Below are 24,260 nucleotides of genomic sequence, written 5' to 3' on the forward strand. Positions count from 1 at the left end.
CGCTGCCGGCTTGGCCGCCTGAGCGGCGCTGCCGGCTTGGACCGTCCCCGCGCGATGCCCTGTCGCGCGGGGACGGTCGTTTCAGCCGGCGACCGCGAGTACGCCCCGCAGGTCGCGGATGATCCCGGTGATCTCGCCGGTCTCCGGGTTCCAACGGGCCAGGGCGGCCGGTTCCAGCCGGAGCAGCACCGAACCTTTGTTGTCCCAGCCCAGCACCTCGCAGCAGCCCTTGCTGCGCTCCCGACCCAGGTCGAGCACGTGCACCACCGCTCCGGTCCGGGCGTCCAGCACGGCCGCCGCCTCGGCACCGTCGATCTCACGGTTGGTGATCCACGCCGCGCTGGCCAGCCGCCCACCATGCAGCCAGCCCCGGCCGTAGAACTCGTTGACCTGGTACGGCGAGGGCAGCGCGTCGCCGGTGATCCGTTCCTCGGAACGGATCGTGGCCTCGCGGGCGGTCCGGGTGCGCAGTTTCAGGCTGCTCCGCTCGCCGATCAACTCCACCAGCGGTGCCTCGCGGCCGGCTGCCGGGTCGGGTGCGACCACGGCCCAGGTCGACACGTCGATCGTGCTCGCCGTCCCGGTGGCCCGGTCCACCGCGTACGTGCGGTCCTCGCTGCCGACAAGCACCCGGTCGTTCGCCCAGACCACCCGTTCCAGATAGCCGTCGAGCGGAATCCGGCGTACCTCCGCGGTGGTGAGGTCGACAATGACCAGTTCCCTGGTCTGCGCGAACGCCGCCGACCTGCCGTCCGGCGACAGCACGCCCGGTTTCACGGCGGGTGCCTCGTTGTAGCCCGCATCCCGGGTGGGTGCCAGCGTCACCACGTCGAGACTGCGCACCACACCGTCGTTGCCGAGCACCCGGACCGGGCCGTCCGCGCGATTTTCCTCGTCCGTCGGCTGGAACAGCGCCAGCGCCCGCTGGACCGGTTGCTCGGAGAGCGGCACGGTCGCCGGGCCGCTGAGTCGGGCCAGCGGATCGGGCGGGAACGTCAGTTCGGCGGGCGGATGCTGCACGGGGCCCGGATGCGTCGGGACGACGGTCGGGGTCGGTGCCACCGAGTGGTTCGGCGGCGGGTCGGCGGGCGATCGCAGGGTCGCCACCGTGGCACCGCCGACCAGTGCCACGGCCAGGACGACCCCGCCGACCGCCCGCCGGGCACGCCGCCTACGCCGAGCCCGGTCCCATCCCGTCGACGCAGGCTGGTTGGGTAGGACGTCCTCGACGCTGGCGGTCAGGAGTTGGCGCAGATCCTGCTCGTTCACGGGTTCACCTCCACGCCGGTGGCCAGATCGGCCGTGCCCTGACCCGCTCGGGTGTTCTGGGCGAGATCTGGGGCGGCTTCGCGGAGGCGGCGTAGCGCCGCGTGACACTGGCTCTTCACGGTGCCGACGGTCACCCCGAGCACCTCGGCGGTGGCGACCTCGGTCAGGTCCTCGTAGTAGCGCAACACCAGGACGGCCCGCTGCCGGGGCGGCAGCAGGCCCAGTGCGTCGTGCAGTGTCAGCCGCAGTGCGCCGTCACGGTCGTGGGTCGCCCGGTCCGGCGGTGTGGCGCTCAGCCATTCCCGGCGTCGGCGACGCCACCACGACACCGCGTCCCGGTAGAGGATGGCCCGCACGTACGCGGCGGGGTCGCCGTCCCGAACCGATGCCCAGCGCAGCGCCAGCTTGAGCAGGGCCTCCTGGAGGAGATCCTCGGCCTGGTGGCGGTTGCCACAGATCAGGTAGGCGGCGCGGAGCAGCCGGTGTTGGTGGCTCTCCACGAAGGCGAGGTAGCCGTCGCGTCCGTCGTGTCTCGTCGGTACCATCCGCCCTCCCTTCCGGCGTCGCGTCACGCGTCACCTGCCAGACGCACGGGGAGGGGTAAAAGGTTGGGTCAGCTTTCCGGCAACCCGGTCAGATAGCGCTGAAGGGTCGGTGCGATCCAGGAGACCAGGTCTTCGGCGGGCGCGTCCACAATGGGTGGCAGGCGGACGATGTATCGGGTGAACGCGAGGCCGAGGATCTGACTGGCCACCAGACCGGCGCGCCGGGCGGTCAGCGCCGGGTCGGTGCCGAACGTGGCCACGGCGGCGGTGAGTTGGTCGGCGAAGATGCCCCGCATGCGCTCGGCGGCACCCGGATTGGTGCTGGCGGCCCGCAGGAGCGCCACGAGTGTCTCGTCGCCCTCCCAACGGGCGAGGAAGTGCCGGATCAGCACCTCGCCGAGGCGAGCGGGCGGCACCGGGGCCAGATCGGGCAGGCGCAGGTCGAACTCGGCCGCCGCCGCGAAGAGCCCCTCCTTGCTGCCGTAGTAGCGCATCACCATCGACGGGTCGATCTGGGCGTCGGCGGCGATGGCCCGGATCGTGGCGCGCTCGTATCCGTCCGCCGCGAAGCGTTCCTGGGCCGCCCGCAGGATCGCCGCCCGGGTGGCGTCGGAGCGGCGGGGGTGGGTCGGCTGGGCGGACGCTGTCATGTCCACGACCGTATGCCAACAACTGTTGACACACAATCAGCAGCCTTCTAGCGTCGCCAACAAGTGTTTGCCAACAACCGTTGGCAACAGTCTCTCCGGAGGTGGCCATGCTGCCCGTGAACACCGACGTCCTGGTGGTGGGCGCTGGCCCCACCGGTCTCGCCACCGCGCTGACGCTGGCCCGACGCGGGATCGAGGTGACCGTGCTGGACCAACTGACCGAGCCGCCCGCAACCTCCCGGGCGGCAGTCGTGCACGCGTACACCCTGGAGGTGCTGGACCGGATCGGCGCGGCGGCGCCGCTTGTCGCCCAGGGGGTGCGGTCGCCGCGCTTCACCGTGCGCGACCGGGACCGGGTGTTGCTGGCGGTGCCGTTCCACGAGTTGCCATCCCCCTTCCCCTACGCGCTGCTGGTCTCGCAGTCGGTCACCGAGGCGGTCCTCACCGGCCGCCTGGCCGCCCACGGCGTCCAGGTCCGGCGGCCGTCGCGGTTGACCGGCCTGACCCCGGCCGGCGACCGGGTGCTCGCGCGGGTCGACGGGGAGACGCTGCGCGCCCGGTACGTGATCGGTGCGGACGGCCTGCACAGCACCGTCCGGCAGGCGGCCGGCATCGGCTTCACCGGCCCGAGCGACGAGGAATCCTTCGTGCTCGCCGACGTACGGGTGGACAGCGCACTGCCCGGTGACGAGGTGGCGCTCTTCCTCGCCCGGTCCGGTCCGCTGATCTGGGCGCCCCTCCCGGACGGAGTGGTCCGGCTGGTCGCCGCGGTGGCGACGGCTCCGGCGGATCCGGATGCGGCCTACCTCCAGCGGTTGCTCGACGAGCGTGGCCCGGCGCGACGTCCCGACCGGGTGACCGAGGTGCTCTGGGGCTCCCGGTTCCGGGTGCACCACCGGCTCGCCGACACCTTCCGAGCCGGGCCGGTGCTGCTGGCCGGGGACGCCGGGCACGTGCACAGCCCGGCCGGTGGTCAGGGCATGAACCTCGGCATCTGCGACGCGGTCGCCCTCGGCACCGCGGTGGCGGACGTCCTCGACGGAGGCCCCGAATCGCTGCTCGACGACTACAGCGCCCGGCAGCGGCCGATGGCCGAGGACGTGCTGAGCTTCGCCGCCGGGCTGACCCGGCTGGCCACCGTCTCCCCGGCCCGCCGACCGGCCCGTGACGTGCTGCTCCGGGTGCTCGGCGCACTGCCGCCAGCGCGCCGGAAGGTCGCGCTGCGCCTGTCCGGGCTGTCGCACCGGGCACCGACGCCGGGCTAGCCAACGCCGGGCACCGACGCCGGGCTAGCCGACGCCGGGCTAGCCGACGCCGACGCCGGTGGGGGTCGGCACTCCGGCCGCGGCCGGTCGCAGTGTCCGCCACGCGGCCACCGTGACGAGCGCGAACGTGCCGGCCGCCGCGCCCGCCACCGGCACCGTGCCGTACGCCGCGGCAGCCAGACCGGCGAGCACCGCCCCGACCGGTGCGGTGAGCAGACCGACCATCCGCTGGGCCGCGCCCACCCGGCCGAGCAGCCCGGTCGGCACGTGCCGCTGCCCGTACGACGCCGACAGGCTGTTCCACACCACGGTGCCGGCGGCGAAGACGGCCAACGCGAGGCTGCCCGGCACCGGATGCCGAGCCAGCGCGAACCCGGTAAGCGCCACGGTCTGCGCGGCGAGCACCGCACGCAGCGTCGACACCGTGCCGAACCGGGCGGCGAGCCGACCCGCCCCGAGAGCCCCCGTCACACCGCCGACGATGGCGGCGGCGGCGAACAGCCCGTACCCGGCGGGCGGCACCCGCAGCACGTCCAGCGCGTAGAGCACCAGCACCGCCATGATCCCGCTGATCGCCAGGTTGCTCGCGGCGGCCAGCAGGGTGACCCGCCACAGTGTCCGGTGCCCGCGCAGCCACCGCATCCCCTCGGTGATCTCGCTCCACACCGATCCGCGCCGCGCGGGCGCGCTCGCGACCGGTACCGGTGCCAGGGCCAGCACGAGTAGGGCGGCGGCGGCGAAGGTGACGGCGTCGAGGGCGAACGGCAGGGCCGGGGCGGCGGCGAAGAGGACACCGGCGGCGGGTGCGCCGAGGAAGCCGCCGGCCACCGCGGACCCCGCCTGAAGTCGACCGTTCGCCCGGGGCAGCGCGTCCGGGGGCACCAGCGCGGGCAGCAGTGCGAACGACGCCGAGTCGAAGAGGGTGCCCAGCGCGGCGAGGAGGAACGCCGCCAGCAGCAGCACCGCGACGCCGACCCGGTCCAGGGCGACCGTCACGGCCAGCGTCGCCACCACGATGGCCCGTACCCCGTCGACCAGGGCCATCGTCCGACGGCGGTCCCAGCGGTCCGCGTACACGCCGCCGAGCAGGCCGAAGAGCAGCGGCGGTAGCTGACCGGCCACGGTGACCGCGGCGATGATCCGGGGATCGCGGGTCACCGCCGTGGCCAGCAGAGCCAGCGCCGGCGTACGCAGCGCGTCCCCGAGCCGCGACGAGACGGCGGCGGACCAGAGCAGCCGGAAGTCCCGGCCGAGAGCGGAGGAGGTCATCCGGTGACCGTGCGGGTTCGACCGGGTCGAGGGTCAAGCCGTCGAGACGAAAGAGGGACGCGCCTGTCGGTGATCATCGGTACGGTGGGCGCCGGTACCGGACCGGGGAGAAACAGGCGTGGACCACACTTTCCAGGTCGACCTGCGTGGCGTGGTCGACCTGCTCAGTCATCACCTCTACGGCAGCCCGCGGGTCTACGTCCGCGAGCTGCTCCAGAACGCGGTGGACGCGATCACCGCCCGACGTGCGGCCGAGCCGGACGCGCCGGCGCTGGTCCGCATCGAACCCCCGGACCGCACCGGGGACGGCACGCTGCGGGTGCACGACACCGGCATCGGTCTGACCGAGGCGCAGGTGCACGAGTTGTTGGCCACCATCGGCCGCAGCTCGAAGCGCGACGAGCTGGGCTTCTCCCGGCACGAGTTCCTCGGCCAGTTCGGCATCGGCCTGCTCTCCTGCTTCCTGGTGGCAGACGAGATCCAGGTGCTCACCCGGCACGGCGACAATCCGACGGTTCGCTGGACCGGGTACGCCGACGGCCGCTACGCGGTGACGCTGGCCCCGCCGGAGGCCGCCCGCGCCGAGCCGGGCACCACCGTCACGCTGGTGCCCCGCCGCGACGCCGACCAGTGGTTCACCACCCCGACCGTCACCGACCTGGCCCGACTCTTCGGGGCGCTGCTGCCGGTCACCGTCCGCGTCGGCGACGTCGTCACCACCACCGGGGCACCGCCGTGGCCGACCACGCCGGGTGCGCCGCCGGACCGCGCGGCACTGATCCGGTACGCGCGGGAGACGCTCGGCGTCGACCCGTTCGACGTGCTGCCGCTGGCCGTACCGGAGGCCGGGCTGACCGGCGTCGCCGTCATCCTGCCCACTCCGGTGAACCCGGCGGCCCGGGCGGGGCACCGCGTCTACCTCAAGCGGATGCTTCTCACCGAGAACGCCGACGGGCTGCTGCCCGAGTGGGCGTTCTTCGCGCACTGCGTGGTGGACGCGACCGAGTTGCGTCCGACCGCCAGCCGGGAGGCCCTCTACGAGGACACGCTGCTGACGGCGACCCGGAAGGCGCTCGGCGACCAGGTACGCGGTTGGCTGGTGCGGCTGGCGCGGCACGACCCGCACCGGCTGGCGCAGTTCCTCCAGGTGCACCACCTCGGCGTGAAGGCCCTGGCGTTGCACGACGACGAGATGCTCCGGCTGGTCGACAGGTGGTGGCCCATGGACAGCAACGTCGGCACGCTCACCCTCGCCGAGTTCCGCGAGCGCTACGGCGTGGTCCGCTACGCGGCGAGCCTCGACGAGTTCCGTCAGCTCGCCGCCGTGGCCGCCGCGCAGGACCTGGCGGTGGTCAACGCCGGCTACACGTACGACACCGAGCTGATCGAGCGGCTGCCGGTGGTGGACCGCTCGGTGCTGATCGAGCGGCTGGAGCCGAGCGACCTCACCACCCGCTTCGACGCACTCGACCCCCAGGTGGAGTTGGCGCTGCGACAGTTCCTCACCACGGCGCAACGGGCCGTCGAACGGTCCGGCTGCGAGGTGGTCATCCGGGCGTACGAGCCGGTCTCGCTGCCCGCGCTCTACCTGGTGAGCCGGTCGGCCGCGTTCAACGACCAGCTCGCGGCCAGTCGGGACCGGGCCGACGAGCTGTGGGGCGGGGTGCTCGACGCGCTCGCCGCCACCGCCCCGCCGGACCGCCCGCAGTTGGTGCTCAACCACCGCAACCCGCTGGTACGACGGGTGGCCACGCTGAGCGACCCGGAGCTTGTCGGTCTCGCCGTCGAGGCCCTGTACGGACAGGCGCTGCTGCTCGGCCACCATCCGATCCGCGCGGCCGACGCCGCGCTGCTGAACGATTCCTTCCTCGGCCTGCTCGGCCGGGCTGTTCCGGGACGGGAGTGAGCATGAGCGACGAGGATCTGTGGCGGGTGCTGCGCGGGATCGCCGACATGCCGTACGGGGCGGGGCAGATCGCCGCGCTGGAGCAACTGCTGCGCCGGGTGGACGCCTCCGACGACCGGCAACTCGCGTTCGTCACCAGGATGCAGGCCACCACCGGTTACATCTACGGCGGCGAGCCGGCGAAGTCCTTCGTGACCTTCTCCTGGTGTCTGTCCGAGTTCGACGGTGACCCGCAGCCCTACCACCAGAACCACCTGCACCAGTTGCTGTGGCACTTCAAGTACATGGTCAACGGCCTGCTGAACTTCCCGGAGGTGCCGCTCGACCGCACGTACGCCGTGCTGGACGACATGGAGCGGCGCTACCGGGCCGGCGGGCACAGCCTGCAGGCCGTGCACAAGCACCGGTTCCGGGTCGCCGACCACGTGGGCGACGCCGAGGCGGCCGCGCACTGGTACCGGCTCTGGCAGACCACCCCGCGCGACGAACTGTCCGACTGCGCCGGCTGTGATCCGACGGGCCAGGTGGGCTACCTCGCCGACACCGGGCGGGACGCCGAGGCGGTGGAGCTGGCCGAGCCGGTGCTCGCCGGTCGGCTCAACTGCAACGAGCAGCCGCAGGCGATCCTCACCGCGCTGCTCCTGCCGTACCTGCGGACCGGGCGGGCCGAGGAGGCGCGGGACGCGCACCGGGAGGCGTACCGCCGGCTGCGCGGCAACCTCGCCGACCTGTGGGACATCGGCGACCACGTCGAGTTCTGCACGTTGACCGGCAACGAGGCGCGGGCCGTGGAGCTGGTCGAGCGACACCTGGACTGGCTGGACAAGCCGCCGTCGCCGGCCGCCGCCATGCACTTCGCGGCGACCGCCGCCGCGGCGCTGCGGCAGGCCGGCGAGTTGACCGTGTACCGCCGGGCCGCCGAGGGCCGGCCCGCCGCCGAGGTGTCCGCGGCGGCGCTGGCGGACGAGTTGGCCGAGACCGCGACAGGTCTGGCCGCCCGCTTCGACGCCCGTAACGGCACCGCCCACCAGTCGGAGTGGATCGCCCGTCGGCTGGCCGTGCGGGCGAGCGGGGAGCATCTGCCGCTGTCGGCGAGTGTCCGCCGCCGCCCGACCGGTCGGACCGCCGACCGGGCCGAGCGGGTACGGCCCGGCAGGGGTGCACGACCCACCGTCGACCTGCCCGCCGACGCCGGCCCCGACGACCTGCTGGACCTCGCGGACCGGAGCTGGGGTCGACACGACCAGACCACCTTCCGGGCGGCGCTTGTCGCCTTCGACGAACGGTTCGGCTCCGCCGAGTTGCCCGCACGTACGTCCGCGCACCGGCTGGCGCTGCGGGCGGGCGAGCGTGCCGACGAGGAAGACTTCGAGAGCGCGGTCGAGCTGAACCGGGCGGCGCTGACGCTGTACCGGGAGGTGGGCGAGGACGTGCCCGCCCAGGTGGTCGCCGGGCGGCTCGGCGTGCTGTTGGCCCGGTCCGACGAGAGCGCCGAGGAGGGGCTGACGCTGGCCCGCGAGGCGGCCGAGGCCCTGGACCGGTCCGGCGACGCCCGGGAGCGTGCGGGCGGACACGTCCGGTTGGCGTCGGCGCTGCTGCACCGGGAGCGCTGGGCGGACGCGCTCGCCGCGCTCGACCGGGCACCAGCAGACGCTGGCGGCGACCGGCATCTGCTGGCCCGGATCGCGACGTACCGGGCGCACCTGCTGGAGCAGTTGGACCGCGTCGACGAGGCCCGCGCCGCCGTCGACGAGGCCCGCCAGCTCGGCCGTGAGCTGGGCGTCGGCGAGGTGCTCGTGACCGCCTGCCTGGCCCATGCGCGGCTGGCGGAGGAGCCGGCGGACGCCGTGGCCGCCTGCGACGAGGCGCTGGAGGCGGCACCGGCGGACGCCGAGCTGCCGGTCCGAGTCGCCCGCGCCCGGGCCCTACAGTCGGCCGGCCGGGCCGTGGACGCGGTGGACGACTTCGTCGAGGCGGTGACGCTGTGCGTGGAGCAGGGTGCCGCGGGAGACGCGTTCCTGCGGTGGGAGCTGGCGAACGCGTACCAGATGGTGGGTCGGCTCGCCGAGGCCGCCGAGGTCGCCGAGGAGGCCGTGCTCGGCCTGGACCGGATGGGCGCCCAGGCCGAGGCCGACCGCTGCCGGCACCTGTTGGCCGGCGTCTACGCCAGGCTCGGTGCGGTCGACCCGGCGTTGGCCCTGCTGGAGCAGTTGGCCGTCAATCTGGACGGCCCGGACAACCTTCCCTACCGGGCGCAGGTGCTGGAGGAGGCCGGCGGCATCCTCTTCGACGCCGACCGGGACGCGCTGGCGGGTGGGCGGTTCGCCGCCGCGGCTGAGGAGTACCGGCTCGGCGACCTGCCGCTGGACGAGCTGCGCGCCCGTCGGCGGGAGGCGTACGCCTGGCTCTGGGCCGACGACCGGGACACGGCGTTGCGGACCGTCGAGGTGGTGGACGGGGTGGCGGCGAAGCTCGCCGGGCAGACCGAGCCGTCGGTGACGTACGAGCTGGCGATGGCGGCCGAGGTCGGCGCACGGGTGCTCACCGGTGCGGGTCGACTGGACGAGGCGTTGGGCCGGCTCGCCGGGGTGCCCGACCGGTTGCGGTCGATCGGGGCGTTCAGTGAGGCCGCCATGGCCGAGCGCCTCACCGGTGAGCTGCTGCTGCGCCTGGAGCGACCGGCCGAGGCGGAGGCGCTCCTGCGCCGGGTGCTCGGTGGGCTGCCGGCCGACGCGCAGCCGGTCCGCCAGACGGCCTGGCTGCTGGCTCGTGCGCTGGATCTGCTCGATCGGCCCGCGGAGGCCGCCGCACTGCGCGCGGAGCACGACCTGGACGAGGACGACTGACCCGGAGCGGGCCGCCCCCGACCAGGTCAGGGGCGGCCCGACCCCGGCGCGAGCGAAACTCACGGGCAACCACCGCACGCGGTTCGCGGTCTAGGCTTGCCCGGTGACGGTGGAGCAGCAGACACGGGGTGCGGGCCGGCGCAGGTCCCGCAAGGACGAGATTCTGGAGATCGCGGTCGGCCTGTTCGCCGCCCGCGGCTATCACGGTGTGTCGATGGATGACATCGGCGGGGCCGCCGGGGTTACCGGTCCGGCGCTCTACCACCACTTCGCCGGCAAGGAGGCCATGCTGGCCGCCGCGCTCATCCCGGTGAGTGAGGGGTTGCTGGCCGGCGGGCGGGAACGCGCCGCCGGACGGCCGGACGACCCGCGCGGAGTGCTGGAGTCGCTCATCGATTTTCACGTCGAGTTCGCGCTGGCCAACCCGGCGGTGATCGCGTTGCACCTGCACGAGTTGGACCGCCTGCCGGAGGAGCCGCGGCGGCGCATTCGCCGCCTGCAACGGCTCTACGTCGAGGAATGGGTGACAGTGCTCACGGCGCTGCACCCGGGCATGCCCGACGGCGAGGCGCGGGTGCTCGCGCACGCCGCGTTCGGCCTGATGAACTCGACCCCGTTCCTCGGTGGTGAGGTGGACCGGCGACGTCGTGCCGAGTTGTTGCGCGGTGCGACCCTGGCCGCGCTGCTCGCCTGAGCCGACTCGTCAGAGGCAGGCCGGTCATGATTCCCTGACATCGTCCCAACATCCGGACGTCGGGAGGAAAAATGATCGAGTCACTGTTGGTCGCCAATCGGGGTGAGATCGCCCGCCGGATCATCCGCACCGCCAAGCGGCTCGGCATCCGCGCGATCGCCGTGTATTCGGAGGCCGACGCCGACCTGCCGTTCGTCGCCGAGGCGGACGAGGCGGTCCTCATCGGCCCACCGGCCCCGGCGCAGAGCTACCGCAACACCGAGGCGATCCTCGCCGCCGCGAAGTCGACAGGTGCGCAGGCCATCCACCCCGGGTACGGCTTCCTGTCGGAGAACGCCGACTTCGCCCGTACCGTCGGGTCGAGCGGCCTGATCTGGGTCGGGCCCGGCGCGGATGCGATCACCGCGATGGGCGACAAGATCAATGCCCGGAACCTGATGTCGGCGGCCGGTGTCCCGGTCGCGCCCGGCACCACCGATCCGGCCCCCGACCTGGCCGCGGCGGTGACGGCCGCGGCCGAGATCGGCTACCCGGTGATGGTCAAGGCGGCGGCCGGCGGTGGCGGCATGGGCATGGCCGTGGCCGTCGACGAGACCGCGCTGCGCACCGAGTACGACAGGGTGCGGGCGTTTGCCGAGCGGATGTTCGCTGACGGCTCGGTGCTGATCGAGCGGTTCTTTCCCCGGGTGCGGCACGTCGAGGTGCAGATCCTCGGCCTGGCCGACGGCCGGGTGGTGGCGCTCGGCGAGCGGGAGTGCTCGGTGCAGCGGCGCAACCAGAAGCTGGTCGAGGAGTCCCCGTCGCCGGGGGTTTCGCCGGAGCTGCGGTCCCGCCTCCTGGCGGCGGCGGTGCGCGCCGGGGAGGCGGTCGGCTACCGCAACGCCGGCACGGTGGAGTGCCTGCTGGATCCGGCCTCCGGTGAGTTCTTCTTCCTGGAGATGAACACGCGGCTCCAGGTCGAGCACCCGGTGACCGAGTACGTCTACGGCATCGACCTGGTCGAGGAGCAGTTGCGGGTGGCGTCCGGGTTGGGCCCGACGTTCGACCCGGACGCGCTGACGCCGCGTGGCCATGCCATCGAGATGCGGATCAACGCCGAGGACCCGAAGCGTTTCCTGCCCGGCCCCGGCGTGATCAGGACCTGGGTGGAGCCGACGGGCACGGGGGTGCGGGTGGACTCCGGCTACACCGAGGGCAACACGGTCACGCCGTTCTACGACAGCCTGCTGGCCAAGCTGATCGTCACCGGCACCACCCGAGACGAAGTGCTCGATCGCGCGCAGGAGGCGGTCGCCGCCTTCCAGATCGAGGGCCCGAAGAACAACGTTCCCTTCTTCACCGAGCTGCTGAGCAACGAAGAGTTCCGCTCCGGCACCTACGACACCGGCATCGTCCCCCGCATGCGCTAACCCCCCCACCCTGCCCCCACCCCCGGCCTTGTCCTCGGTGATCAAGAGGTTTGCGTCAGGATTCCGGTCCCGGACGACGCAAACCTCTTGATCACCGTTGCTGGACGGGGTGGGGGGTTACGGCTGTTGGTGTGGACTGTTGGGGGAGTCGAGCTGGGGCTGTCGGACGTGCCAGGGCTTGTCGACCAGGCGGCCCAGGTCTCCCCTGTTCTGCCCGGGTAGGCCGGGCGAACCCGTGTCCAGCCGCGGTGCCTGGTAGTGGCTCTGGGCCGGACCACCAGCCCTGGCCTGGTTGGGCGGGAAGTGCCTGGCGTTGGGCGTCGGGGTCGACGAGCCGCTCAACGGCTCGCGCTGTCGAGGCAGATCGTCTGACGTGGGGCCGAGGGACCGAGTTGTTTGGGCGGCCCGCAACTCGCTGACCTCCACCCGGAGGTCGAGACACTCTCGTTCCAGGTCGGCGATCTTCTGGCGCAGGCACCGTTCGAGATCATGGCCGTCCCGCACCTCGGTCCTGTTCTCGGCGGGTTCGTCGCGAACGCCATTCGGGGGCCGCTCGCCGCGGGCCAGTTCGTACAACTCGGCGAGGTCGGCCAGCCACTGTCGTCGGAACTCCGGCGGCAGCGCGTGCTTCACCACCAGCATCACCGTCTGCCAGGGCGGCCCCTTGCTCTCGGCGGTGAAGTGTCGCGACAGCTTCTTGCGCAGAAGGGACTGTTTCCTGCTCCGACTGGCTCGGTCGGGATCGGACTGGGGCGTGTAGATCCGGTCCGCCAGTTTCTGCCAGGTGTCGATCGGCCCGATCTCGGGGCAGGTCTCCACGATCTCGCGGACCGCCAGCGCGTACGCCGACACGGCGGGGTTGTGATAGCGCTGGCGATATTGCGCTTCGAGCGTCGACCGCGGGACCAGCCGGTGCCTTTGGGTGCGTTCTGCTGAGGGTGGCAGATTTTCCTCGGCGTTCACATCGCTCCTTTCGATCCGGTGGTCATGGACTCCCCCGCAAACCGCGCCATGAGGGTCCTTCCAAGAGCTCACATGACGCCGGGATCAACATTTCTACCGCCTCAGATCGAGCAATCGGGTATCTGAAGCTGTGTCGTAAGTCAGATTCTGGCCGGGTGGCTGGCCGGGTTGTCACGATGAGCCTGCGTTCAGCCCTTACACCAGACCAATTTGGCCGGGCCGTGTTCGCGGCGCTGCCATCTGTCGGGTTTGGCCGGGTAGTCCTTCGGCAACCCGGTCACAAGATCGTCATGTTCGTCGGGTCGGGTCGTTGCCAGGGGGATGGAAACGTCCAATACCCGATCCAGATTGGTTGTTGATCGTGGAATAAGTCGTGGAACTTCCATCGACGTTAACCGCAGCGCCGCAATGCGGACCGATTGCCGGAGGAAGAGGGATGAACAGTATTGGTGCAGACTGGCTGAGTGAGGGGCGGCGTGCGGTCCGCATTCTGCGGAAAGCGTCGCTCGGCACCGATGGCGCCGTGGTGGTGGCCCTGCTCGTGGGTCGAGAGGGCGCCGCCGCGTGCGCAGGCGCCCTCTCGACCGCACTCCGATGCGCTGCGGAGCTCTTGGAAGGACCGTCGCAGCGCTGACCACCGGAGGCGTCCGGACTGCGGGGTCGAGCCGATGGCTGGCCCCGCAGTCCCGCCGGCATCAAGGTAGCCACCCGACCGCTCGCAGTTCCATTCCGCCGCCCGTGATGGCATCCTTCTGGCCTGATTCATCCGCCGAAGGGTGGTCCGGCGCCAACTGGACGGGCCACCCCGGCGTGCGGCCGTCGCACACCGTGTCCGTACCGCCCTCGACGCTGGCGGTTATGCGGGCCGGGGTGTCGCTACCGTTGTCCCACCAGGGCAGATAGTGAGGTGACCCCATGGCGGAATTGCCAGATTTCGTCTCCATTCGCGAGGTCGGGCCACGGGACGGGTTGCAGAACGAGGACCCGATCCCGACCGAGGCCAAGGTGCGCCTGCTCGACGCCCTCTCCGGCACCGGCGTACGCCGGATCGAGGCGGTGTCGTTCGTGCACCCCAGGGCGATTCCGCAGATGGCCGACGCCGACGAGGTGTGGCAGCGGGCGGTGCGGGCCGACGGGGTGCGCTACTCGGCGCTGGTGCCGAACACCCGGGGTGCCCAGCGCGCCCTCGCGGCCGGTTTCACCGAGATCGAGGTGGTGGTCTCGGCCAGCGACACGCACAACCGGCGCAACGTCAACCGGTCCACCGACGAGTCACTCGACGACATCGCCGAGCTGATCGATCTGCTGCACGGCGCCTCCGCGCGGGTCGAGGTGATCGTGGCGACCAGCTTCGGCTGCCCGTACGAGGGGGACATCGACCCGAAGCGGGTGGCCGGGATCGTGGACCGGGTCGTCCGTGACGGCGCGGACCGGGTCGCGTTCGGCGACACCACCGGCATGGGCACGCCGCGTCGGGTGCGCGAGCTGCTGACGGCGGTACGCGACCGCGACGCGCGGGTGCCGGTGCTGCTGCACTTCCACAACACCAGGGGTACGGCGCTGGCCAACCTGTTGACCGCGCTGGAGCTGGGGGTCACCGAGTTCGACGCCAGCGTCGGTGGTCTGGGCGGCTGCCCGTACGCGCCGGGGGCGAGCGGCAACCTGGCCACCGAGGAGGCCGTGCACATGCTGCACGACATGGGCATCGACACCGGCATCGACCTGGCGGCTCTGATCGAGGTGGCGGAGCTGGCCGAGGAGTTGCTCGGCAAGAAGCTGCCGTCCGGCGTGCTGCGGGCCGGCCCACGTACCCGGCTGACGCCGCTGCCGAGCTGAGGACGCGACGGAGGGGCCGGCGCACGCGCCGGCCCCTCCCACCTGCCAGGTCGATCAGCTCACCGGGGTGAGCACGCTCGGCCAGCTGTCCCGGAAGATGTCCGCACTACGGTCGGTAGCGCTGAACGTGCCGGCGAAGAGGCTGCTCACCCGGTTCGCCTCGGCGCTGCTCGGGTACGGGTTGGTGCAGCCGGTGCCGGCGCTGCCGCCGGACATCAGGATCGCGCAGTTGCCGTTGTAGTTGTCCGGCAGCCCGAGGATGTGCCCGATCTCGTGGGTCATGATCCGCAGCGGGCTGTACTGCGCGGCCTGCTGGGTGTCGATGTAGACCCGGCCGTTGCCGAGGCTGGTCCGCACGGCGTACGAGCCCCCGCCGGTGATCTGGTAGATCCGCAGGTTGGAGCCGCAGTTGGCGGAGAGGGTCAGGTTGACTGTGGCGTTGTTCCAGATCGAGGCGGCCTGGTTGGCGGTGCCGGCGTAGGCGCCTGCCTGGCTGGTGTTGTAGCAGATGGTCGCGGCGGCGGACGCGGGCGCGGGGTTGGCGACCGTGACGCCGAGGGTGGCACCTGCCGTCGCCACCAGGGCGACCGCGAGCCGACTGAGTCGTGAGGTCATCGCTGACTCCAATCCGGGAGGAGGGGGTGCCAGGAGCCTAGCGACAAGTATTCACGTTATTCAATGTCTTGCGCTGGGCCTCGCCCGTCTGATTCGCTCATGGGTCGCGGTCGGTCGCGCCGATGCGCTAGCCTAACGATCGTTCAGGTCAGTATGGCGGAGGAGTCGGCGTGACGCTCGACGGTGAGGCACTGGAGCAGCTGCGCAAGCGAGCCCGGTCCGGCGGCGCGGACAAATACCATGCCGCCAACGCGGCCAAGGGCAAGCTCTTCGCCCGCGAGCGGGTCGCACTGCTTGTCGACGAGGGCTCGTTCGTCGAGGACGGCCTCTACGCCAACGCGCTCGCCGAGGGGCTGCCCGCCGACGGCGTGGTCACCGGCACCGCCACCATCGACGGCCGGCAGGTCTGCCTGATGGCCAACGACTCCACGGTCAAGGCCGGCAGCTGGGGTGCCCGCACCGTCGAGAAGATCATCCGGATCATCGAGCGGGCGTACGGCGCCGGTGTGCCGATGGTCTACCTGGTCGACTCGGCCGGCGCGCGCATCACCGACCAGGTCGACCTCTTCCCCGGCCGCCGCGGTGCCGGCAAGATCTTCTGGAACCAGGTCCGCGCCTCCGGCTCGATCCCGCAGGTGTGCGCGCTGTTCGGCCCGAGCGCCGCCGGAGGGGCGTACATTCCGGCGTTCTGCGACGTGGTGGCGCTCGTCGACGGCAACGCGAGCATGTATCTCGGCTCGGACCGGATGGTCGAGATGGTCACCGGCGAAAAGACCACCCTGGAGGCGATGGGCGGGGCCAAGGTGCACACCGCCGAGTCCGGCGTGGGGCACTTCCTCTGCAAGACCGAGGCCGACGCGCTCGACGTGGTCAAGACCTACCTGTCGTACCTGCCGGCGAACTGGACGCAGGCGCCGCCGGCCGCACCGGCGGTCCCGGCGTCCGCGAAGGTCGACCTGGCCGCGCTGGTGCCGGCCAGCGAGCGGCAGGCGTTCGACATGCGACGGTATGTCAAGGGCCTGCTCGACGAGGGTTCGTTCTTCGAGATCCAGGCGCTGTGGGCCAGGGAGCTGACCATCGGCTTCGGTCGTCTGGACGGTCAGGTCGTCGGCGTGCTCGGCAACAACTCGATGTTCAAGGGCGGCGTGCTCTTCGTCGACTCCGCCGACAAGGCCACCCGGTTCGTGCAGCTCTGCGACGCGTTCAACGTGCCGTTGCTCTTCCTCAGTGACGTCCCCGGCTTCATGGTCGGCAGCGCGGTGGAGAAGCAGGGCATCATCCGGCACGGCGCCAAGATGATCACCGCGATCTCCGAGGCGACGGTGCCGAAGATCTGCGTGGTGGTCCGCAAGGCGTACGGCGCCGGCCTCTACGCGATGGCCGGCCCCGGGTTCGAGCCGGACGCCACCATCGCCCTGCCCAGCGCGAAGATCGCGGTGATGGGGGCCGAGGCCGCCGTGAACGCCGTCTACGCCAACAAGATCGCCGCGATCGAGGACGAGGCCGAACGGGCCGCCTTCGTGGCCGCCAGGCGTGCCGAGTACGAGCAGGACATCGACGTCGTCCGGCTCGCCAGCGAGCTGGTGGTGGACGCCATCGTCGAGCCGCACGACCTGCGCACCGAGCTGGTCCGTCGCTTCGCGGCGGCGCGTACCAAGGATCGGCACTTCTCCCGTCGTCGGCACGGCGTCACCCCGGTCTGACCCGACGGCGTCCCGCCACCCGTCCCCGGCGTCACGAGCGCCCGACGGCACCGTCCCCACAGGAGGATGAGATGGACTTCCGGCTCACCGACGACCAAGCGGCGCTGCGGGAGAGCGTGCGGGACTTCGCGCGCGAGGTGGTCGCCCCGGTCATCGCCGAGCACTACGAGCAGCACACCTTCCCGTACGAGGTGATCCGGCAGATGGGCAAGATGGGCCTGTTCGGGCTGCCCTTCGGCGAGGAGCACGGCGGCATGGGCGGCGACTACTTCGCGCTCTGCCTGGCCCTGGAGGAGTTGGCCCGGGTCGACTCCAGCGTGGCCATCACGCTGGAGGCGGCGGTCTCGCTGGGCGCGATGCCGATCTACCGGTTCGGCACCGCCGAGCAGAAGGCGACGTGGCTACCCCGGTTGCTCAGCGGCGAGGCGCTGGCCGGGTTCGGGCTCACCGAGCCGGGCACCGGCTCGGACGCCGCCGGCACCCAGACGCGGGCGGTGCTCGACGGTGACGAGTGGGTGATCAACGGTTCGAAGGCGTTCATCACCAACTCGGGGACCGACATCACGGCCATGGTGACCGTCACGGCGGTGACCGGCACGACCCCGGACGGCTCCAAGGAGCTGTCGACGATCATCGTGCCGACCGGCACGCCCGGGTTCAGCGTGGCACCCGGCTACTCCAAGGTGGGGTGGACCGCGTCGGACACCCACGAGCTGACCTTCGACGACTGCCGGGTGCCGGCGGCCAACCTGCTCGGCGAACGGGGCCGCGGCTTCGCCCAGTTCCTGCGGATCCTCGACGAGGGCCGGATCGCCATCGCGGCGCTCGCGGTCGGCCTCGCCCAGGGCTGCGTCGACGAGTCCATCAAGTACGCGAAGGAGCGGCACGCCTTCGGCCAGCCGATCGGTGCCAACCAGGCCATCCAGTTCAAGATCGCCGACATGGAGCTGAAGGCGCACACCGCCCGGCTGGCCTACTACGACGCCGCCGCCCGGATGCTGGCCGGCGAGCCGTTCAAACGGCAGGCCGCCATCGCCAAGCTGCACGCCAGCACGATCGCGGTGGACAACGCCCGGGAGGCCACCCAGATCCACGGCGGGTACGGCTTCATGAACGAGTACCCGGTGGCCCGATTCTGGCGGGACTCCAAGATCCTGGAAATCGGCGAGGGCACCAGCGAGGTGCAACGTATGATCATCGCTCGTGATCTGGGCCTCTGAGAGGCCCACCGGGTAGGCCGACCAATCGGCCCCGAGCGGGCTGTCCGTAGGGCTGTCGGATTATCGGCCGACGGACGTCGGTAGCCCGACGTTCGGCTGCCGACGGTCGTAGTCCATCCGTACTCTTCGTGGCCATGACTCCGGATCATGATCGGTCACGGAGCCCGGCTGGGCGTACCTCCCTGCCGGAGCTGCTCCGCGGGCATCGACGCGCCGCCGGCCTGACCCAGGCCGAGCTGGCATCCCGGGCCGGGGTGGGTGTGCGGACCGTGCGTGACCTGGAGCGCGGCCGGTCGGTCCGGCCGCAGCGCACCACTGTCGATCTGCTCGCCGCGGCGTTGGCGCTGACCGGCACCAGCCGGGCGGCGTTCCTGGCCGCGGCCCGTGGCCCCGCCGGCGTCGAGTCACCCCGGGGGGACGCCACCCCGACGGCGCTCGGGATCGAGGGCAGGACGCCGGCGGAGGCGGCACCCATCGACCTGCCGGCCGCACTCCCGCCGCCGATCACGCTCGTCGGCCGGGATCGCGACCTCACGGAGCTGGCCGAGATGCTGACCGCCGAGCGGGGGCCCCGGCTGGTGAGCCTGGTCGGGCTGGCCGGGGTCGGCAAGACCGCCCTGGCGACGGCGGTGGCGCATCTGGTGGCCGTCGACCACCCGGCCGGTGTGGCCGGGATGCTTGTCGGTGAGGGCTCGGAGGGGCCGGACGTGCTCGCCGCCTCGACGGGCGTACTCGGCGCGGCGCGGCTACCGGAACTCGTGACCCGGCTCGCCGGGCAGCCGGCGCTGCTGGTGATGGACGCGGTGGAGCGTGCGCCCGGCCCGGTGGCCACGACGCTGCACCGGCTGCTCGCCGCACTGCCCTCGCTGCGGGTGTTGGTCACCGGGCGGCACCCGGTCGGACTGCCGGGCGAGAGAGTGTGGCCGGTCGCGCCTCTCGACGTGCCGCCACTGGGTGCCGAACGCTCCGGATCGACCCCGCTCGACACGTGGCCGGCTGTCGCGTTGTTCATCTCCCGGCTCGCCCAGGTCCGTCGGGAGCCGCCCACCCGCGACGAGTTGCCAGCGCTTGCCGCGCTGGTCCGCCGGCTGGGCGGGCTGCCGCTGGCCATCGAGCTGATGGCCGCCCGGGGCCGACTCCTGGACCTCGTCGAACTGCTCGACCGGTACGGCGACCGGGTGCTCGACCTCGCCACCCCCGCCGAGCCGGCGGTCCACCCCGGCTGGGACGCCCCGGATGCGCTCACCGGCGTCACCGGCGAAGCCGACACGAGTTCGGCGGCGGGCTCGGTCACCCTGCGCGAGGCGGTGGCGACCAGCTACCGGTTGCTCGCCCCGGACGAGCAGGCAGCGCTGCGGCGGCTCGCCGTGTTCGGCGACCGCTGGTCGGTGGAGTTGGCCGAGGAGATGCTCGGCGACGAGGCCGACCGGGACGGCACGGTGGCGATCGACCCCGTCGCACTGCTGGACCGGTTCGTCGAGCTCGGGCTGCTGAGCGTACGCGGCACCGGGCCGTTCCGGTTCCGGCTGCTCGACGCGGTCCGCGACTACGCCGTCGAGCAGGCGGCCGGCGCGGGTGAGTTGACGGGCATCCGACGTCGGCACGCCGAGGTGATCGCGCGGCTGGTGGCCCGGACGGCGAGCGACCTGGTCGGCCCCCGGCTGCCCGACGCGGTGCACCGGCTGGACGAGATCAGCAGTGACATCAGCTCGTCGCTGGTCCACGCGGCCACCGACGACCCGTTGACCGCGCTGCGGCTGGCGGCGTGCCTGCCCCGGTGGTGGCGGTTCCGCGGGCGCGACGTCGCCGGGCGGCAGTGGCTGCGGCGGTTGCTGGCGGACCCGCGGACCGTGCACGCCGATCCGATCCTGCGGGGCTGGGCCGCGCTCGGGGTTGCCCGGCTGGCGGCCGAGCACGGCGCGGGCGCCGAGGAGCTGTCGACGGCACGCGCGGCGTTGGACATCTTCCGGGAGGCCGGCGACGTCACCGGCGAGTTGGAGGCGCGAAACATGCTCGGCATCCTGCTGATCACCGTCGGCGGGCAGGACGAGGCCCGCGAGCAGGCCGAGACGGCGCTGCGGTTGGCGGCCCGCAACGGACGTACCCGGGATCTGGCGGTAGCCCAGAACAGTCTCGCCTGGCACGAGATCCGGACGGGTGACCTGGCCGCGGCCCGGCGCAGGCTCGCCGCGGTGGACCGACTCGCCGCCGAGAGTGGCGAGCGGCGACTTCGGGTGCTGGCCTGGGCCAACCGGGCCGAGGTCGCCCGCCTGGAGGGCTGGTACGCGGACGCCGTCGACCAGGGCCGGCGGGCGATCGCGGCGTTGTCCGAGTTGGGTGATCCGAGACGCCGCCGGGTGCTCGGGAAGCTCGGGTTGGCGCTGGCCCAGGACGGGCGGGGCGCGGAAGCGGCAGAGGTGCTCACCGAGCTGCGCGGGGGGACTGTCGACGCGATGGCGGCCGAATCGGCGCGAGCATCGGCTCGGCGGGGCGTGGTGCCGCGACAACGCTCGGAGGACGCGGCGCTGTCCTCGGGTGGGCCGGAGGCTGGGCTCTGTGCGCTGATCGAGGGCAATCTGGCGCTGCACCAGGGTGACCGGGAGTTGGCCGCCGAGTGGTTCGCCGCCGCCGTCGACGCCAAGGGTCAGGATCATCGAGATGTGGTGGAGGCGCTTGTGGGACTGGCGGCCAGCACCGCGAACCCGGCCGTTCTGGACCGGCTGGAGCGGGTCTGCGAGGAGAGTGGCATTCGGCTGCTGCCACAGGAGTCGGGCCTGCTCTACGCGCTGACCGCCACCCGGAGTGGCCCGGAGGCACCCTAGGATCTGCCGCTCGCGAGCGCGGCTGATGGGCGTCGGGGCGGGGAGAGTGGCGCGGACGAAGAGCCCCCTTGGTGCTACCCCTCGCTGATCGCCCGCGCCGTCACCCCCCGGTTGATCCCCGGTGTAGGAAGCCTGCCACCGCGAGGGAGGCAGAAAGTCGGGTTAGGTGGCATTCTTCGGCTTGGCCGGCTCAGTTCTGCCGCTTTTTCTGCCGCTGTTGGTGACCATCACCGCCCCGGGTGCTCAGGGCTGGGTGGCACCGGTCTGTTGCTCGGGGATGATGTCGTCGCTGCCGGCGGTGGCGCACGGATGCGCGGCGTCGCGGACCCGGCGTAGCCCGTCGAGCAGGGCCGCCAGTGCCTCCGGCTCGAGCTGGCCGGTGAACCACTGCTCGATCATCTGTAGGTGCCCGGGCAGCGTCTCGTTCAGTCGCTGCATTCCGGAGGCGGTGACGACCGCGTACGAGCTGCGCCGGTCGCTCGGGCAGGCCCGCCGGGTGAGCAACCCGTCACGTTCCATCCGGTCGACCACGCGCGTCACGCCGCTTGTCGACAACGAGGTCTGTGCGGCGAGGTCGGTCATCCGTAGTTGGTTGCCCGGCGAGCGGGCCAGTCGGGTGATGACCTCGAACTCGACCGCGGAGAGGCCATGCTCCTCGAGTTGGGCGGTGAACCGGGCTGACAGCCCGGCGTATGCCTCGAAGAGCAGGCCGACGGCGGTGATCCGGGGATCGTCGAAGACGTTGGTCACTCGTACATCCTAGCAGTACTTGACACGGGGAATATTGTTGCGGTTATATTTGCTCCGGCAGTCGTTGGGCTATTCAACATTCCCCCTGGAGGACAGCAGCATGACCAGCAGCACCGATGTGGTTACCCGCGACTGGGACGGCCTCACCATCCCGGCGGCTGGCACCTACGCGCTGGACGTGGCGCACAAGCGGGTCGGCTTCGTCGCGCGGCACATGATGGTGAGCAAGGTCCGCGGTGAGTTCAAGGAGGCGACCGCCACCATCACCATCGCCGAGGACCCGATGCAGTCGTCGGTCGCCGCCACCATCCAGGCGGCCAGCATCGACACCACCCAGACCGACCGGGACGCGCACCTGCGCAGCCCCGAGTTCCTGGACGCGGAGAAGTTTCCGACGCTTGAGTTCCGCAGCACCGGGGTCAAGTCCCGTCGTGGCAGCGAGTTCGTGCTCACCGGTGAGCTGAGCATCCGGGGCGTCACCCGCCCGGTCGAGCTGGAGGTGGAGTTCGAGGGTGTCGGCCGCAGCCCGTTCGGTCAGGACATCTTCGGTTTCTCCGCGAGCACCGAGATCGACCGTGAGGAGTTCGGTCTGACCTGGAACGTCACCCTGGAGACCGGGGGCGTGCTGGTCAGCCGCAAGATCAAGATCGAGATCGAGGGCGAGGCAGTCCGTCAGGCCTGACCTGCCCCGGAACGCCGGTACGCCGGGCCCGCGCCGCACGTCGGCGCGGGCCCGGCGTCGTCTCCACCGCCACCGTCGAGGTCGTGGTAATTGTCACGACTTGTTCGCACCGCTCCCGGGTCCTGCCGGTCGACGACGGGGTACAGATGGCGCCACGAGTGCGTCCGCTCCGGTCGACGTCGGATCACCCCCGTCGGCCTCTGGCCCGGTCAGGTGGGCGCTCTTACCGTGAAGGGTTCACAATGCGCTTGCCGGGAGGGCAGAATCCCGACCGCGCCGGCTGTCGGGAGGACACATGGGCAGGGACGTCGTGCAGGGCGCCTTCACCCGCGATGATCGCGTCCGCTACCGGCAGAAGGTGCGACGGTGCCTGGATGTCTTCGCCCTCATGCTTGACGACTTCGGGTTCGACGCCGACCGGCCGATGACCGGCCTGGAGATCGAACTCAACCTGGTCGACTCGGCGGCCGAGCCGGCGATGCGCAACGAGGAGATCCTCGCCGACATCGCCGACCCGCTGTTCCAGACCGAGCTGGGGCAGTTCAACCTGGAACTCAATGCCGAACCCCGGCTGATCGAGGGCACCGGCTTCGCCGACTACGAGCACGACCTGCGGGGCAGCCTCTCCAGAGCCGACGAGCGCGCGGCCACGTCCGACGCGAAGATCGTCCTGGTCGGCATCCTGCCCACCCTCACCGAGGGGCACCTGGTGGAGGACAACCTCTCCACCAACGAACGCTATCGGGTGCTCAACGACCAGATCGTGGGTGCCCGCGGCGAGGACATCGAGCTGGACATCCGCGGTGTCGAGCAGCTTCGGACGCACACCGACTCGATCGCCCCCGAGGCCGCCTGCACCAGCCTCCAGTTCCACCTCCAGGTGGCACCGGACAGCTTCGCCGACTACTGGAACGCCTCCCAGGCCATCGCCGGCGTGCAGGTGGCGGTCGGGGCGAACAGCCCCTTCCTGTACGGGCGTCAACTGTGGGCCGAGACGCGGATCGCCCTGTTCCAGCAGGCCACCGACACCCGCCCGGACGAACTCAAGGCCCAGGGCGTACGGCCCCGGGTGTGGTTCGGTGAGCGGTGGATCACCTCGATCTTCGATCTCTTCGAGGAGAATGTTCGGTATTTTCCGCCGCTGCTGCCGATCTGCGAGGACGAGGACCCGGTGGAGGTGCTGCACGCCGGCGGTGTGCCGCAGCTCGGGGAGTTGAGGCTGCACAACGGCACTGTCTACCGGTGGAACCGCCCGGTCTACGACATCATGAACGGCCGACCGCACCTGCGGGTGGAGAACCGGGTGTTGCCGGCCGGCCCGACGGTGGTGGACATGCTCGCCAACGCTGCCTTCTATTTCGGGCTGGCGCGAGGTCTGGCCGAGGCGGACCGTCCGATCTGGAGTCAGCTCACCTTCAGCTCCGCCGAGGAGAACTTCCAGGCCGCCGCCCGGCGGGGCCTCGATGCCGTGCTGCACTGGCCCGGGCTCGGCGACGTGCCCGTCACCAAGCTGGTGCTGGAGCGGTTGCTGCCCACCGCCGCGGCCGGCCTGGACGGGTTCGGCGTCGCACCGGCCCAGCGGGACCGGCTGCTCGGCATCATCGAGCAACGCTGCCGCACCGGCCGCAACGGTGCCGTCTGGCAGACCGAGGCGGTGTGGGCGGCCCAGCGGCGCCTCGGCATGGACCGGTCGGCCGCGCTGCACCACATGGTCCAGCGCTACGCGGAACTCCAGCGCACCAACGAACCGGTCCACACCTGGCCGGTCCCCTGACCCCACCCCCGATCGCGTCGATCATGAGGTTATTGCCGCGAC

The 24,260-nt window shown here is 71.7% G+C and carries 18 protein-coding genes; 11 read left to right on the forward strand and 7 right to left on the reverse strand.

What is annotated here, in order from left to right; all coding sequences use genetic code 11:
- Positions 1-81 precede the first annotated feature (81 nt).
- The 3 genes from ACGFIW_RS32090 to ACGFIW_RS32100 form a co-directional block, all read right to left on the reverse strand.
- Positions 82-1,269, reverse strand: a complete 1,188-nt coding sequence (locus tag ACGFIW_RS32090; RefSeq protein WP_393323860.1) for a hypothetical protein — start codon at positions 1,267-1,269, stop codon at positions 82-84.
- Positions 1,266-1,814, reverse strand: coding sequence for a SigE family RNA polymerase sigma factor (locus ACGFIW_RS32095; RefSeq protein ID WP_393323863.1), 549 nt, complete (start codon positions 1,812-1,814; stop codon positions 1,266-1,268). The genes ACGFIW_RS32090 and ACGFIW_RS32095 overlap by 4 nt, the downstream gene beginning before the upstream one ends.
- A 68-nt stretch (positions 1,815-1,882) precedes the next feature.
- A complete protein-coding gene (locus ACGFIW_RS32100) occupies positions 1,883-2,464 on the reverse strand; it encodes a TetR family transcriptional regulator (protein ID WP_393323866.1) in 582 nt (193 codons plus the stop codon).
- 107 nt (positions 2,465-2,571) lie between these two features.
- Here ACGFIW_RS32100 and ACGFIW_RS32105 point away from each other — a divergent pair, with 107 nt between their 5' ends.
- Positions 2,572-3,729: an FAD-dependent oxidoreductase gene (locus tag ACGFIW_RS32105; protein ID WP_393323869.1), complete on the forward strand. Its 1,158-nt coding sequence runs from the start codon at positions 2,572-2,574 to the stop codon at positions 3,727-3,729.
- A 39-nt stretch (positions 3,730-3,768) separates the two neighbouring features.
- Here ACGFIW_RS32105 and ACGFIW_RS32110 read toward each other — a convergent pair whose 3' ends face one another.
- Complete coding sequence (locus ACGFIW_RS32110; protein ID WP_393323872.1) at positions 3,769-4,998, reverse strand: MFS transporter; 1,230 nt, start codon at positions 4,996-4,998, stop codon at positions 3,769-3,771.
- 118 nt (positions 4,999-5,116) lie between these two features.
- On the opposite strand from ACGFIW_RS32110, the gene ACGFIW_RS32115 reads away from it, so the two are divergent.
- From ACGFIW_RS32115 to ACGFIW_RS32130, 4 genes are all read left to right on the forward strand, one after another.
- Positions 5,117-6,904 carry an HSP90 family protein gene (locus ACGFIW_RS32115; RefSeq protein ID WP_393323875.1) on the forward strand — a complete coding sequence of 596 codons (1,788 nt, stop codon included), beginning with the start codon at positions 5,117-5,119 and terminating at the stop codon, positions 6,902-6,904.
- A gap of 2 nt (positions 6,905-6,906) precedes the next feature.
- Positions 6,907-9,750 carry a hypothetical protein gene (locus ACGFIW_RS32120; RefSeq protein ID WP_393323878.1) on the forward strand — a complete coding sequence of 948 codons (2,844 nt, stop codon included), beginning with the start codon at positions 6,907-6,909 and terminating at the stop codon, positions 9,748-9,750.
- 103 nt (positions 9,751-9,853) lie between these two features.
- Positions 9,854-10,444 carry a TetR/AcrR family transcriptional regulator gene (locus tag ACGFIW_RS32125; protein WP_393243947.1) on the forward strand — a complete coding sequence of 197 codons (591 nt, stop codon included), beginning with the start codon at positions 9,854-9,856 and terminating at the stop codon, positions 10,442-10,444.
- Positions 10,445-10,515: 71 nt separating this feature from the next.
- The gene (locus tag ACGFIW_RS32130) at positions 10,516-11,853 is read left to right on the forward strand and encodes an acetyl/propionyl/methylcrotonyl-CoA carboxylase subunit alpha (protein ID WP_393323880.1); all 1,338 of its coding nucleotides are present in this window, start codon (positions 10,516-10,518) and stop codon (positions 11,851-11,853) included.
- A gap of 117 nt (positions 11,854-11,970) precedes the next feature.
- Here ACGFIW_RS32130 and ACGFIW_RS32135 read toward each other — a convergent pair whose 3' ends face one another.
- On the reverse strand, positions 11,971-12,705 hold the full coding sequence (locus ACGFIW_RS32135) for a hypothetical protein (protein ID WP_393323883.1): 735 nt from the start codon (positions 12,703-12,705) through the stop codon (positions 11,971-11,973).
- A 1,026-nt stretch (positions 12,706-13,731) separates the two neighbouring features.
- On the opposite strand from ACGFIW_RS32135, the gene ACGFIW_RS32140 reads away from it, so the two are divergent.
- Complete coding sequence (locus ACGFIW_RS32140) at positions 13,732-14,652, forward strand: hydroxymethylglutaryl-CoA lyase (protein WP_393323885.1); 921 nt, start codon at positions 13,732-13,734, stop codon at positions 14,650-14,652.
- A 54-nt stretch (positions 14,653-14,706) separates the two neighbouring features.
- Here ACGFIW_RS32140 and ACGFIW_RS32145 read toward each other — a convergent pair whose 3' ends face one another.
- A complete protein-coding gene (locus ACGFIW_RS32145) occupies positions 14,707-15,267 on the reverse strand; it encodes a snapalysin family zinc-dependent metalloprotease (protein ID WP_393323888.1) in 561 nt (186 codons plus the stop codon).
- Between the two features lie 170 nt (positions 15,268-15,437).
- On the opposite strand from ACGFIW_RS32145, the gene ACGFIW_RS32150 reads away from it, so the two are divergent.
- The 3 genes from ACGFIW_RS32150 to ACGFIW_RS32160 all read left to right on the forward strand — a co-directional run bounded on the left by ACGFIW_RS32150 (position 15,438) and on the right by ACGFIW_RS32160 (position 21,012).
- Positions 15,438-16,970 carry an acyl-CoA carboxylase subunit beta gene (locus ACGFIW_RS32150; protein ID WP_393323889.1) on the forward strand — a complete coding sequence of 511 codons (1,533 nt, stop codon included), beginning with the start codon at positions 15,438-15,440 and terminating at the stop codon, positions 16,968-16,970.
- Positions 16,971-17,041: 71 nt separating this feature from the next.
- Positions 17,042-18,190 carry an acyl-CoA dehydrogenase family protein gene (locus ACGFIW_RS32155; protein WP_393323892.1) on the forward strand — a complete coding sequence of 383 codons (1,149 nt, stop codon included), beginning with the start codon at positions 17,042-17,044 and terminating at the stop codon, positions 18,188-18,190.
- A gap of 134 nt (positions 18,191-18,324) precedes the next feature.
- Positions 18,325-21,012, forward strand: coding sequence for an ATP-binding protein (locus tag ACGFIW_RS32160; protein WP_393323895.1), 2,688 nt, complete (start codon positions 18,325-18,327; stop codon positions 21,010-21,012).
- A gap of 243 nt (positions 21,013-21,255) precedes the next feature.
- On the opposite strand, the gene ACGFIW_RS32165 is transcribed toward ACGFIW_RS32160, so the two are convergent.
- A complete protein-coding gene (locus tag ACGFIW_RS32165; RefSeq protein ID WP_393323897.1) occupies positions 21,256-21,762 on the reverse strand; it encodes a MarR family winged helix-turn-helix transcriptional regulator in 507 nt (168 codons plus the stop codon).
- A 100-nt stretch (positions 21,763-21,862) separates the two neighbouring features.
- On the opposite strand from ACGFIW_RS32165, the gene ACGFIW_RS32170 reads away from it, so the two are divergent.
- Together ACGFIW_RS32170 and ACGFIW_RS32175 are read left to right on the forward strand one after the other, a co-directional pair.
- Positions 21,863-22,444 carry a YceI family protein gene (locus tag ACGFIW_RS32170; protein ID WP_393323899.1) on the forward strand — a complete coding sequence of 194 codons (582 nt, stop codon included), beginning with the start codon at positions 21,863-21,865 and terminating at the stop codon, positions 22,442-22,444.
- A gap of 295 nt (positions 22,445-22,739) precedes the next feature.
- Positions 22,740-24,218 (forward strand): glutamate--cysteine ligase, encoded by a 1,479-nt coding sequence (locus tag ACGFIW_RS32175; RefSeq protein WP_393323901.1) that lies wholly within the window; start codon positions 22,740-22,742, stop codon positions 24,216-24,218.
- Positions 24,219-24,260 lie beyond the last annotated feature (42 nt).

This window comes from Micromonospora sp. NPDC048935 (genome assembly GCF_043197875.1).
GTDB lineage: Bacteria > Actinomycetota > Actinomycetes > Mycobacteriales > Micromonosporaceae > Micromonospora.

Bases quoted from the DNA above. Each gene is read 5' to 3' on its own strand.
- ACGFIW_RS32095 (WP_393323863.1), bottom strand. From the start codon at position 1,814: ATGGTACCGACGAGACACGACGGACGCGACGGCTACCTCGCCTTCGTG.
- ACGFIW_RS32100 (WP_393323866.1), bottom strand. From the start codon at position 2,464: ATGACAGCGTCCGCCCAGCCGACCCACCCCCGCCGCTCCGACGCCACC.
- ACGFIW_RS32105 (WP_393323869.1), top strand. From the start codon at position 2,572: ATGCTGCCCGTGAACACCGACGTCCTGGTGGTGGGCGCTGGCCCCACC.
- ACGFIW_RS32110 (WP_393323872.1), bottom strand. From the start codon at position 4,998: ATGACCTCCTCCGCTCTCGGCCGGGACTTCCGGCTGCTCTGGTCCGCC.
- ACGFIW_RS32120 (WP_393323878.1), top strand. From the start codon at position 6,907: ATGAGCGACGAGGATCTGTGGCGGGTGCTGCGCGGGATCGCCGACATG.
- ACGFIW_RS32130 (WP_393323880.1), top strand. From the start codon at position 10,516: ATGATCGAGTCACTGTTGGTCGCCAATCGGGGTGAGATCGCCCGCCGG.
- ACGFIW_RS32140 (WP_393323885.1), top strand. From the start codon at position 13,732: ATGGCGGAATTGCCAGATTTCGTCTCCATTCGCGAGGTCGGGCCACGG.
- ACGFIW_RS32145 (WP_393323888.1), bottom strand. From the start codon at position 15,267: ATGACCTCACGACTCAGTCGGCTCGCGGTCGCCCTGGTGGCGACGGCA.
- ACGFIW_RS32155 (WP_393323892.1), top strand. From the start codon at position 17,042: ATGGACTTCCGGCTCACCGACGACCAAGCGGCGCTGCGGGAGAGCGTG.
- ACGFIW_RS32160 (WP_393323895.1), top strand. From the start codon at position 18,325: ATGACTCCGGATCATGATCGGTCACGGAGCCCGGCTGGGCGTACCTCC.
- ACGFIW_RS32170 (WP_393323899.1), top strand. From the start codon at position 21,863: ATGACCAGCAGCACCGATGTGGTTACCCGCGACTGGGACGGCCTCACC.
- ACGFIW_RS32175 (WP_393323901.1), top strand. From the start codon at position 22,740: ATGGGCAGGGACGTCGTGCAGGGCGCCTTCACCCGCGATGATCGCGTC.